10 protein-coding genes are annotated in these 12521 nt (G+C 45.3%); 4 read left to right on the top strand and 6 right to left on the bottom strand.

The annotated features are described in order from the left end of the window. Positions 1 to 27 precede the first annotated feature (27 nt). The 6 genes from aroK to pilM all read right to left on the bottom strand — a co-directional run bounded on the left by aroK (position 28) and on the right by pilM (position 5359). On the bottom strand, positions 28 to 543 hold the full coding sequence (aroK, locus tag BIZ39_RS13625; protein WP_014948032.1) for a shikimate kinase AroK: 516 nt from the start codon (positions 541 to 543) through the stop codon (positions 28 to 30). 269 nt (positions 544 to 812) lie between these two features. Next, positions 813 to 2585 (bottom strand): type IV pilus secretin PilQ, encoded by a 1773-nt coding sequence (locus tag BIZ39_RS13620; RefSeq protein ID WP_187447241.1) that lies wholly within the window; start codon positions 2583 to 2585, stop codon positions 813 to 815. Positions 2586 to 2587: 2 nt separating this feature from the next. Further along, positions 2588 to 3115 carry a pilus assembly protein PilP gene (locus tag BIZ39_RS13615; protein WP_014948034.1) on the bottom strand — a complete coding sequence of 176 codons (528 nt, stop codon included), beginning with the start codon at positions 3113 to 3115 and terminating at the stop codon, positions 2588 to 2590. After that, positions 3112 to 3723: a type 4a pilus biogenesis protein PilO gene (locus BIZ39_RS13610; protein WP_014948035.1), complete on the bottom strand. Its 612-nt coding sequence runs from the start codon at positions 3721 to 3723 to the stop codon at positions 3112 to 3114. Before BIZ39_RS13610 ends, BIZ39_RS13615 begins: the two co-directional genes overlap by 4 nt. 2 nt (positions 3724 to 3725) lie before the next feature. Continuing rightward, positions 3726 to 4304, bottom strand: a complete 579-nt coding sequence (locus tag BIZ39_RS13605; protein WP_014948036.1) for a PilN domain-containing protein — start codon at positions 4302 to 4304, stop codon at positions 3726 to 3728. After that, positions 4292 to 5359 carry a type IV pilus assembly protein PilM gene (pilM, locus tag BIZ39_RS13600; protein ID WP_187447240.1) on the bottom strand — a complete coding sequence of 356 codons (1068 nt, stop codon included), beginning with the start codon at positions 5357 to 5359 and terminating at the stop codon, positions 4292 to 4294. Before pilM ends, BIZ39_RS13605 begins: the two co-directional genes overlap by 13 nt. A gap of 136 nt (positions 5360 to 5495) precedes the next feature. On the opposite strand from pilM, the gene BIZ39_RS13595 reads away from it, so the two are divergent. The 4 genes from BIZ39_RS13595 (at position 5496) to yghU (ending at position 12287) form a co-directional block, all read left to right on the top strand. Further along, positions 5496 to 8159 (top strand): penicillin-binding protein 1A, encoded by a 2664-nt coding sequence (locus BIZ39_RS13595; RefSeq protein ID WP_014948038.1) that lies wholly within the window; start codon positions 5496 to 5498, stop codon positions 8157 to 8159. 77 nt (positions 8160 to 8236) lie between these two features. Next, positions 8237 to 9928 (top strand): NAD-dependent malic enzyme, encoded by a 1692-nt coding sequence (locus tag BIZ39_RS13590; protein ID WP_187447239.1) that lies wholly within the window; start codon positions 8237 to 8239, stop codon positions 9926 to 9928. 312 nt (positions 9929 to 10240) lie between these two features. Next, a complete protein-coding gene (locus tag BIZ39_RS13585) occupies positions 10241 to 11227 on the top strand; it encodes a DUF4382 domain-containing protein (RefSeq protein WP_187447238.1) in 987 nt (328 codons plus the stop codon). A 202-nt stretch (positions 11228 to 11429) separates the two neighbouring features. After that, positions 11430 to 12287, top strand: coding sequence for a glutathione-dependent disulfide-bond oxidoreductase (gene yghU / locus BIZ39_RS13580; protein WP_187447237.1), 858 nt, complete (start codon positions 11430 to 11432; stop codon positions 12285 to 12287). Positions 12288 to 12521 lie beyond the last annotated feature (234 nt).

Raw genomic sequence — 12521 nt, 5'->3', positions numbered from 1 at the left:
CGTAGCACCTCCTATTACATATTTAATTTATAAACCAATTTTACTGATAATCTGATTCGCTACAGCACGCGCACTTTGGTCGTCTGTATCAACAATGTAATCAGCAACTTCTTCGTAAAGCGGGTTGCGCATTTCTGCAAGATCGCGAAGTACTTGTTCTGGATCTTCGTTTTGTAGTAAGGGACGACGTTTGTCACGTTGTGTACGGGCAACTTGCTTATCGATTGTCGTTTGTAGGTAAACAACGATGCCGCGGGCAGATAAACGATTACGCACAGCTTTAGTTACAATAGAACCGCCGCCAGTAGCAAGTACAATACCTTGCTTATCTGTCAAATCGTTAATGACGTTTTCTTCGCGTTTACGGAAACCGTCTTCGCCTTCAAGGTCGAAGATCCAGGCAATGTCTGCACCCGTGCGGCGCTCAATTTCCTGATCCGAATCAAAAAAGTCTAGGTGAAGTTCGTCTGCCAGATGTCTACCGATGGTACTTTTGCCAGCACCCATTGGGCCAACTAAAAAGATATTACGTTTTTCAGCCATATTTGCTTATATCACAACTTAATCATGTTAGGGGCAGTGCACTGTTGCCTTACCAGCCTACCCATTGACTCGTGCCTATTTAGTGTCCAATAAGCACCACTCCTTAAACCTCGCTTAAATTTCGAGGCGGGGATTATCTCAGTTTCATGCAAGGCGTTGCAAGTTTTGTTACTAACAAATAGCGTATACCTGTAAATTTAGTTACAAAAAAAGGCTGAAAACCAAAAAAGCGCACAAAAATGCGCTTTTTTGAAGGCTAAAAATGAGGATTATGGTCTTTCAGTGACTATCTTGGGTGTCACAAAGATAAGTAGTTCTCGTTTTTGCTGAAGTTGTGACGAGTTTCTGAAAAGGGCACCAACGACAGGCAAATCACCAAACAAAGGCACTTTCGACACGCCATCAGAACTGGTTTGTTGGAATATGCCACCTAATACGATGGTTTCGCCGTTTTCTACCAATACCTGCGTTTTAATTTCTTGGGTATCGATGGCTACGGCCTCACCAGTAGACGTAGAAACGGTTTCGCCACGGGTATCTTGCGTAACAACTAAATCCAAAATAATGCGATTATCAGGCGTAATATGTGGCGTAACTTTCAGTGACAAAACGGCTTTTTTGAACTCTACGGAAGTCGCACCGCTAGACGTTGCTTGTACGTAAGGTATTTCCGTACCTTGTTCAATGTAAGCTTCATGCTGGTTAGCAACCGTAATACGAGGACTCGCAATAATTTCGCCTTTGTTTTCAGATTCTAGTGCGGAAAGCTCAAGGTCTAATATGGTGCCATCAACCAAGCTCGCAATTTGAAAGCCAATGCTACCCGCGGCGCTGGTCACAGGCAGGTTCACATTAAGGCGATTATCAATGCTAGGCACTATGCCGCCGGCAATGGTGTCTGCGCCCTCAAGGCTTCCCGACACACCATTATCGTCTTGACGGTCGCTGAAACCCCAACGAACGCCAAGCTGCTCGTCTACATCGTCAAGCACAGTAACCATACGGCTTTCAATCAGCACTTGCTTCACTGGAATATCTAACGCATTGATGGTTTTTCTTGCTTCATCAATAGAGGCTAACGTGTCGCGAATAAGTAAAGTGTTGGTTCGTTCGTCTACTGTAACACCCCCTCGCTCAGATAAGATCCCGCCCTCTGTCGACTTTAAGATCGTGGCCAAGGCAGCAGCTTTTGCATAGTTAACAGGAATATTAACCGTATGAAGCGGCGCTAAGTCTGAAACTTGCTTTTTAGATTGAAGGGCTTGGGTTTCACGAGCCGATAGTTCTTCAGCCGGTGCAATTAATAAAATGTTGCCCTCTAAGCGTTTATCCAGACCTTTAACACGCAAAATCATGTCGAGAGCTTGATCCCACGGAACGCCCGACAAGCTTATCGTTACGTTTCCTGTTACGGTGTCGGTGGTCACTAAGTTAAACCCATTAACCTGCGCAATAATTTGTAAAACTTGTCTCACAGGAACATCTTGAAAATCGAGCGAAATGGGGTCGCCTGTGTATTTCTTTTCCGCTTCCAAGGCGTCTTGCTGCGCGCTGTCCATTGGCGTTATCGCCATACGAATTACGCCGTCTTTTACCGTATTTTGAACCGTAACTGGGCCCGAATAATTAACCTCAATTCGCGCGCTATCTTTATCTTCGAATGTCTCGATGGTAGAAACCAACGTGCCGAAATCAGCCACATTAAGTTCTACCAATTGGTCTTCGCCTAACTTGGTGTTTGGTAATGTAAGGGATACTTTTCCTTGTGACTCAATAAGCTGAAGCTTTGGCGCTTGGCCCTCAAAACTCACCAGTGTTACAGCGGTATTGTTAGCTGCTTGAGTAAAGTCGATGTTTGTGACCGTGGTGGTAACGGTTAATGCATTTCGTTTAGTATCAGGGTCGACTAACAAAGGCTCTTGGGCTTTTACTGGCGAAACAAATACGGTTAATGAAAATATTGCAGCCCCAGCGAAAGCCAGCCAATACCATCTAGGCACTCTACGATTCAGAGATTTGTTGAATATGTATCGTTCGGCCATGCTTACTCTCCCGCCTTCGATGCTGTAGTCATTGTTGTTGTTTTCCTTTGCCAGCAGCCCGCACCATCAGGTAATAACTGTTCAATAGTAATTGAGTCGGTGCTAATTTGCGTAATTTTGCCATAAAACAAGCCGATACGACTCCCTACTTTAGCTTTATGTAATACGCCATCGTTACTTTTCAATAATGCCCACTGCACTCCTTTAACGGCAAAGTTGCCAGTCAGTGCGAGGGCGTCCACGCCATAGGCTTCCAATGCTTCTTTAGGGCGCTGGAAGTTTGGCTGTAAACAGTTTTCTACCCGCGCTTTTGCTACTGGAGCTGCGTTGTTCTTAGGGCGATCGAACGGGCTTCTTAAAGCGCTTGCCGAATAGCTAAAAGGTGGGTGAGTCTTGAATTCTGGATACGGTTCAATTTGTGGCTGAGCACGCTCTTTAACACTCTGTGTATAGGCATGCAGATCGTCGAGTTTAGGTGAACAGCCTGTTACTAACAATATGATTAAAAGAGATAAAAACGAACGAATCATTGTTCATCTCCTTCAATGTCTGTCGAGTTTTCCGAACGATAAGTTTTCGCCTGCAGCTTCAGCGACAGACCATTTGCTTCACGCTTTATGTCAAAATCGTGAAGCGTAACGATACGAGGTAAATCCGCAACTTTGGAAACGAATTCGCCAAAGTTGTGATAGCCACCGCTTACTTCCATTTCGATAGGTAGTTCGGTGTAAAACTCTTTTGGTACTTCTTGTTGCCAGTTAAGCAACTCAAACGTGAGGCCCGATGCGGTACCAACGTAAGTGATATCGTCAAGCAAACCCGGTGTTTCGTTGCTGGTTGGAAGACTTTTCAGCATAGACGAGAAGTCTTCTTTAATTTGCGCGAGTTGGGCTTGGTAAGCTTCTAAATTAGCCGCAATGCGGTACTTTGCTTCGAACTGTAACTTTAGTTCTTGTTCTTTTAATTCAGCCGCATCTTTAATCGGTAATTTGGGGCTTATTAGCATGTAGTAGCTCAACGCACCTACCAATATTGCGACAAACGCCGCCACAACAATGCGAACTTCGTTTGGCCAAATAGCGATTTGTTCAAAGTCGAGTTCGTTGAGTTCTTTTAGTTTTGAAACATCAAACTTCATGGTTATTGCGCCTCACTACTTTCTATTTCTAGCGGAGCAACATTGGGGTTTATCGAAAACGTAAGCGTAAAGTTGCTAATCGCTCTCGCTGCACTGCTGTCAGATTTAATGGTAGAAAGCTCTGCGGCAACGAACACTTTCGAGTTGTCCAGCGCGCGCATAAAGTCGGAAAGACGATTGTTCGAATCACTAGTCCCTTCAATCTCAATACGGTTATTGCTTCTGGTCATAGACTCAAAGGCCACACCGGGAGGAACGAGTTTAGCAAGTTCATCAAATACTATAGGAGCCACATTGCGACTTGCTTGCAGTTGCTCAATTAATGCCATGCGCTGCTCAATGGCATTTTTACTATCTTTAACCTTTTTTATCTCTGCAATTTGCGCATCTAAAACCGCGATTTCTCGTTCAAGATATTGATTACGCGAGTTTTGATTACTGATTTGCTGGTCGATAGCTTGACCAATGAACCAAAAAATCAATCCTACAATGGCGGCAACGGCAAGTAGCCCTGCCAAGTATTGTTGTTTTTGATGTTGGCGCTGCTTCTCTCGCCAAGGTAGTAAATTTACATGTGCCATGGCGTAAAGCTCCGGCTCGCTAGACCTGCTGCAATCGCAAGCTGTGGTGCAATTTTGCTAAGTCTCGTGGCATCAAGTTTAGGGTTTATCGACATGTTTCTAAACGGATTGAAGCAATCAACCTCTAGGCCTAAGTCTTGTTTTAAAATGTCGACTAACGGTTCAATAGTAGCGGCACCGCCGCTAAACAGTATTTTGGTGGGGCGCTCTGCATGTAGCGTGCTCATATACATTTGTAATGCACGGTTGATATTTTGCTGTAGGTTAGCGGCAAATATAGGAAGCGTATCTTCCACCCAATTTCCAGACAGCGTGCCATCAAGTAGCTGACGCTCTGCGGTTTCACGCTCAACCATATGAATGGCACTAATATCGTTAATTAGCTGATTTAAGCCAAAGGCGTGCTCTTTGGTGTAGATGACGTCGCCGTTTTTTATTACGCATATTTGAAGTAGCGAGGCGCCCACATTAATACAGCAAAGTGGCATGTCTTCGGTATGAGGCGTATGGAAAAAGTCCATGGCATTGCCGATGGCATAATTTTCCATATCAACAATTTTGGGTTCAAAGTTAGCTTCTCTTGCAAGCAGCAAGCGACTGTCTACCAAATCTTTATGCGCAGCGGTAAGTAATACATTTACTTTTCCAGTGTGCGTTGCGCTCGGCCCCATTTCTTCAAAATCCAAATATACTTCTTCAAGCGGATAGGGAATGAGACTGTCGGCTTCGATCTCAATTTGGTTTTCTAAGTCGTAATCGCTTTGCTCTGGGTCCATATAGACGATTTTACTGATCACTGACGTACCAGCCACCGCAACATTTGCCAGCTTTAATTTTGTTTTTAGCGACTTTCGAATTTTCTTGAGAGCAATGCTTACTGACTCATAATCTTTAATATCACGCTCAGAGAAAGCGATTTTGTTAATTGGCTCACAGGCATACCCTTGAAGGACGAACCCGTCTTTCGATTGCTCTAACCACACCGCTTTTATTTGACGCGTGCCTATATCTAAGCCCACAATGGGCGGCAGCTTTTTCTTAAACAGCGATTTCATGTGCAAGTGTCCAGTTTCAAAGGTAGTTGCTCTAAAGTACAATGTTACTCTAATAGTCTTATGCGTATGGTTCTAGAGATAACACATACGTATAAAATATACGTCATTTCAACAAAATGTCTTGGTATCCGTTACAGTGAAGTACATCAAACCACTTATTTTATTTAGTTTTCTATCAGGCCTTCTTGGTTTTGCAGCACTGGTAGGTATTTACTTTTATATCAAACCTGACCTACCAAGTGTTACTGTACTTAAGGATGTACGCCTGCAAACACCCATGCAGATATACACCAAAGACGGAAAACTTATTTCACAGTATGGAGTTAAACGGCGGATCCCCGTAAAACTTGAGGAAGTCCCGCAAGAATTAATTAACGCCATACTCGCTACCGAAGACAGTCGCTTCTACGAACACCACGGTATTGACCCCATTGGTATAATGCGTGCTGCAGTAAGTTTAGTCCTTACTGGCGAAAAGCGTCAGGGAGCAAGTACGTTAACCATGCAGCTAGCACGAGGGTTTTTCCTTAGTCGGGAGAAAACCTATATCAGAAAGATCAAAGAGATCTTTATAGCACTGCACATGGAGCAAGAGCTTTCTAAGCAGGAAATTCTTGAGCTGTACCTCAACAAAATCGAATTGGGCCATAGAGCGTTTGGTTTTGGGGCGGCCGCCCAAGTGTACTATGGCAAACCGCTTAACGAACTCTCTTTAGCTCAAATTGCTACTATTGCAGGTCTTCCAAAGGCGCCATCAGTGCTTAACCCTATCAGCGGGCCGCAACGTTCTGTCGAACGCAGACGAGTAGTCTTACTTCGTATGCTTGACGAAGAGTACATCACTAAAGCGCAGTTCGATGAAGCTGCCAATGCGCCAGTTTCAGCGAAGAAGCACGGTGCTGAAATTGAAGTGGATGCGCCTTATTTGGCCGACACCATTTATAACGAAATGGTAGAGATTTATGGAAAAGAAGAAGCAGAAACCGGCGGATACCAAGTTTTTGCGACTGCAACGTCAGATCTTCAATTAGCTGCTCAGCGTGCGGTGGTTCGAAATCTTCATGACTATGATGAGCGTCATGGCTATAAAGGCGCCCTTGGCTACTTATGGAATATTCCTAAGCCAGAAGGAAAGGATGACGCGATTCCACAACTTTCATTGAGCTATGACATAAGTGATAAGACAACACGAGAAGAGTGGGATAACGAATCAATCATGCGCGTGCTTGAAGAGATTCCTCACATTAAACCTCTTTTGCCATCGGTTGTTACGAAAGTAAATGAGCAGTCGATAGAAGTGTTGTCTGTAGATGGCAAAGCAATAACAGTAGAGTGGGATGGACTAGATTGGGCCCGACGCTACATTACAGACTTTAGGCAGGGTAGTGACCCCAAAACCGCTTCAGATGTGACTCAAGAAGGGGCGGTCATTTATATCAGACAGCAAGAAGGGCAGTGGCGCATTTCGCAAATCCCTGAGGTGAGCGGCGCGTTTATCGCACTTAATCCGAAAAACGGTGCGGTTGAAGCAGTTGTTGGTGGCTACAGCTTTTATCAAAGCCAGTTTAACCGGGCAACACAGGCCAAGCGCCAAGTGGGCTCGAACATCAAGCCTTTCGTTTATTCTGCTGCATTAGACAGTGGCTATACCCTTGCATCCATCATCAATGACGCTCCTATTAACCAATGGAATGCGGCGACGGGTGTAGCTTGGCGACCGCAAAACTCGCCAGCTGAGTACGACGGCCCAATTAGAATGCGTAAAGCCCTTGGTAAATCGAAGAACGTGGTATCGGTTCGACTATTGCGTGGTGTTGGTCTGAGAGAAACGGCCGATTACTTAACACGCTTCGGTTTTAATAAAGACGATATTCCACTTGATGAAACCGTATCCCTTGGGTCGAGTTCACATACGCCGCTTGAAGTAGTAAGAGGTATGTCGGTGATTGCGAACGGTGGCTACTTAGTAAACCCTCATTTTATCAGCAAAGTGCTTGATGAAAACGGCGATGAGCTTTGGAAAGCAAACCCAGTTTGGGCGTGCAATCGTTGTGAAAATCAAAGCGATCCAGAAATACTACCTGAAGACGAAGAAGCCGATATTGAAGCCTTACTTGCCGCTGAACTAAATCAAGATATTTTACTTGGCGACGTCGATGATGACGAAGCTGCAGAAAAAGTGATTGCGCCTCAGGTTATTACTGCTCAAAACGCTTTCTTAGTGGCAGAAATGATGCGAACGGCTGTGAGAGCAAACGGAAATTGGAGCAAGAAGACCTATTGGTTAGGCACCGGCTGGCGTGCTCGTAATATTCTTCAGCGTACTGACATAGCTGGGAAAACGGGTACAACGAATGACTCGCGAGACACATGGTTCAGTGGTTTCCACAAAGATTTAGTGGCCACCACATGGGTAGGCTTCGACAACATGGGGCGTCAGTTAGGGCGAGCTACGCGAAACCAAAACCTCATTAACAAGAATGCTGAGAAATTCAACTGGATAGGCAATGCCATGATCGGCATTGAAGATGGAGCTAAAGCTGCTGAGCCAGCGTGGATTAGATTTATGCAACATGCTCTAGAAAATAAACCACATACGCCAATGCCCGTACCAGAGAATATAGTGCGTGTTCGCATTGATCGTACCAGTGGAAAGTTGACCAGACGAACAGACCATACGACACTATTCGAATATTTCCTGCAGGGAACCGAGCCAACGACTTATGTTCGCGATGACGAAGTGTTGGATCCGGCCACGCAGGATACGACTACTGCGCCTGAGCCAGAAGAAATATTCTAATTACTAAGAGGCACGTTGCACGCGTGCCGCTTCAGGCTTAGGTGATGTATTTGCCTGAACACATTATCGGAAAACCAATGTCAGAAGATTCACAGCGATATCTTTATATTCCTCATGCCGGCCCTTCATTGCTGGAAACCCCCCTACTGAATAAAGGCAGTGCTTTCACTGCGCGGGAACGTGCGGCGTTTAACCTGACGGGTCTAGTGCCACCAAGGTACGAAACCATCGAAGAGCAGGTTGAACGTGCTTACATGCAATACAGCAGTTTTGACGAAGCACTAAACAAGCATATTTATCTGCGCGCAATTCAAGACAATAACGAAACCTTGTTTTACCGCCTAATTCAAAAGCACATCGATGAGATGATGCCCATCATCTACACCCCTACTGTAGGTGATGCATGTGAGCAGTTTTCAGATATATATCGCAGTTCGCGTGGCTTGTTTGTGTCGTATGAAGAACGTCACCAGCTTGATGACATTGTTCGCAATGCTACGAAGCGCAAAGTGAAAGTGATTGTTGTGACTGACGGTGAACGCATCTTAGGCTTGGGAGACCAAGGTATTGGCGGAATGGGCATTCCTATCGGTAAACTATCGCTTTACACTGCGTGTGGTGGAATTAGTCCAGCATACACATTACCCGTAATGTTAGATGTAGGTACTAACAACGAAAAGCTGCTAAACGACCCAATGTATATGGGGGCGCGCCATCCGCGTATTGGACAGGAAGAATACGACGAATTTGTTGATATGTTCATTAACGCTGTGAAGCGACGCTGGCCCGATGTAATGATTCAGTTTGAAGATTTTGCGCAGCCAAATGCTATGCCGTTATTAAACCGCTATCGCAACGACGTGTGTTGTTTTAACGACGATATACAAGGCACTGCTGCCGTTACCCTTGGTACTATTTTGGCGGCATGTAAAACCAAGCAGCAAAAGCTACGCGACATGAAGGTGGTGTTCGTGGGCGCGGGTTCGGCAGGCTGTGGTATTGCTGAAATGCTCATTCAACAAATGGTATTTGAAGGCCTGACTGATGAACAAGCACGTAAGCAAGTGTTCATGATTGACCGTTTTGGTTTGGTAACCGAAGGCATGGAAGGTCTACGCGACTTCCAACAAAAGCTTCAGCAGAAAAATGCTGACTTGGCTGATTGGACGTTCAGTGGAGATTATGCGTCACTACTTGATGTTATGCACTGCGCGCAGCCAGACGTACTTATTGGTGTTTCCGGCCAGCCAGGCTTGTTCACTGAACAAGTTATCCGTGCCATGAAGCAAGGTTGTGAACTGCCAATCATCTTCCCTTTAAGTAACCCCTCACGACAAGTTGAGGCGCGTCCTGAGCAAGTGATTGAATGGACAGAAGGTGAAGTGATTATTGCTACAGGTAGTCCGTTCAAGCCTGTAGAGTACGATGGCAAAATATTCCCTATCGCTCAATGCAACAACTCTTACATCTTCCCGGGCATTGGCCTTGGTGTTGTTGCATCTAAAGCGAAGCTTATTAGTGACGAAATGCTGATGGCTGCAAGTAACGCACTTGCTTCAGCGTCGCCATTAGTCAACACGGGTCAGGGTTCACTATTGCCCCCCCTTGCTGCCATTGCGGAAATTAGCAGAGAGATTGCTTTTGAGGTGGGTAGAGTAGCGATGGAACAGGGACTTGCTCTTGAAATGTCTGACGACGCATTGCGCGCCAGCGTTGAGCGTAACTTCTGGAAAGCAGAGTACCGCCCTTACAAGCGGGTAAGCATCTAGTATCCGTTAACGTTATAAAAAAGCAGGCTTAGCCTGCTTTTTTTGTACTTGTGAGCAACGCTTTCACCATGACTTACAACCCAAAAGCTGAAGTAAGCCACCGTCTAACTGCTCGAACTTCATCCATTTCACGGCCGTACTCCAACCAAATGTAATATGGTGTTGCCTATGCGCAACATTTCCTTGCTCTGATATACAACTTACTCTTAATGGTTTTTAATAAGCTTTTGTTATATAAGGTTAATTTTTCATTGGCACAATCATTGATAACACATTCCCTGATACTCAAAAAAGGAAAGGTAGGTGTTAGAGATGAAAAAAATGAAAAACAACTCAAACTTTTTAGGTTCTAGATTCGTTAAACGTTCGTTTTCTACATCATTGGTTATGGCTGCGCTTGCCACGCTTAGCGCGTGTGGAGGCTCAGATGATAAGATCGAAGACCAGCCCACGCCCACCATGAGTACCTTTTCCCTTTCAGTTTCTGACGCCCCTGTAGATGACGCCAGTGAAGTAGTGGTGTATTTCGATGAAGTTGAATTAATTGGCAATGAATCACCAATCACGTTCTCAGTTGAAGATGAAAATGGTGATCCTCGAAGCATCGACTTGTTGTCGCTACCGGGCGAGCAGTTTGAAGTTATCGTAGAAGATACTGAAATCCCAGTAGGTGACTACGGCCAACTTCGTCTTAGTGTGACGGAAGATTCTTACATAGTAACTAACGAGGGAACTTACCCTATTCGCGTGCCAAGTGGCGAACTGAAACTTGATGGTTTTACTGCACAACCTAACTTTGACGCAGCCTACACCGTTGAATTCGATTTAAGAAAAAGCTTAGTCGATCCAGTAGGTCAAGAGGTTATTATGCTAAAACCTCGCGGTGTTCGCTTAGTGTTAAATGATGACGTGGGTACGCTTAACGGCACAGTAGATAGCACGCTAGTGATGGACGAGAAATGCGCTGTAAAAACCGACATGTTTGTTGGCAATGCAGTTTATATCTACGAAGGTGAACAAAACCTTCTCGATGCCCTTGGTGATGACGCTGATGCAGGCGTGGATGATACCGAGTTGCGCCCTTTCACTGTTGTACCTGTAATGTACAGCGAGTCAGATGAAACATTCAATTTTACAGCGGGCTTCATGCCTCAGGGCGAGTATTCACTAAGCTTTTCATGCACAGCACTATTTGACGAGCCTGAAACGGACGAGGACGCCGAAGACGGTTTCTTTTTACAAACTATTGATGTTGCCACAGTTGTAGCAGGGGACACCACAACGGTAACCATCGAATAGTTCCAGTTTGCGGGCAACGGACTGCTCGCCTTTTATTCATAAAGCCGCGCTCTTGATATAGCTAAAGCGCGGCTTTTTTATGTCAATAAACGTATATCGCCGTTTATTAGTCGACACCGTTGAGCTATAAGTCTTTAAAAGCTGTTCTTAGTAGCTATGTATTGCACTAACCTTAACGATAAAGTCATTTAAAGGAATTGCTATGTCGACAGAAAGTAACTACACACCACCAGAAGTTTGGACTCAGGCTGAGGATGACGGCAACAAGTGGGCCAGCATTAATCGTCCTGTGTCAGGCGCTACCCATGAGAAGGCTCGTCCTAATGGTGAACATGGTTTGCAGCTATACTCGTTAGCTACGCCCAATGGTCAGAAAGTTACCATCATGCTTGAAGAGTTGTTGGTAGCTGGCGTGAGCGAAGCAGAATACGACGCTTGGCTGATTAACATTGGTGAGGGCGATCAGTTTTCTTCTGGGTTTGTCGACGTTAATCCGAATAGTAAAATTCCTGCTATGGTCGACACGACAACGTCACCAGAAACCAAGCTATTCGAGTCTGGGTCAATCTTAGTTTACTTGGCGGAAAAATTCGGTAAGTTCATTCCGCAAGACGCCCATGCAAAGGCGGAATGTTTCAACTGGCTGTTTTGGCAGGTGGGGTCAGCGCCTTACTTAGGCGGTGGTTTCGGGCACTTCTACAGCTATGCGCCATATCCAATGGAATATCCTATCAACCGCTTTACCATGGAAACTAAGCGTCAGTTAGATGTGCTAGACAAGCACTTAGCAAACAATGAGTTCATGGCAGGTAGCGAGTACAGTATCGCTGACATGGCTATATGGCCGTGGTACGGTAATTTAGTGCTCGGAAATCTGTACGATGCAGCCACTTTCCTTCAAGTGCACGAGTACACCAATTTAGTCCGCTGGGCTAAGCAACTAGAGCAGCGAGAAGGCGTTAAACGTGGCCGTATTGTCAATAAGACCTGGGGTGACGATGGTCAGTTAGAAAACCGCCACAGCGCAAAAGATATCGACGACGCACTCACCAAAGCCTAAATAATGGGGTCAGGAGTACATTTAATTTGGGGTCAGAGTACATTACTTTGGTTAATCGCCTTTTTAGCATCAGAATGGCTAACGAAAGGCATCAACATAAAACGGGGTCAGAACCTACTCTGGCCCGATAGCTTAAAAAAGTACTCTGACCCTGAGGGATCCCCACGAATTTAATTCCATGTGCCTGCGGTCCAGGCCCCGTCGACTATGGAGCTGTACCATTTGAGTGCAGTT

This window comes from Alteromonas sp. BZK5, assembly GCF_014349115.1.
GTDB lineage: Bacteria > Pseudomonadota > Gammaproteobacteria > Enterobacterales > Alteromonadaceae > Alteromonas > Alteromonas macleodii.
The sequence above is the reverse complement of the archived record's forward strand: the minus strand, read 5'-3'. Positions and strand labels throughout refer to the sequence as shown.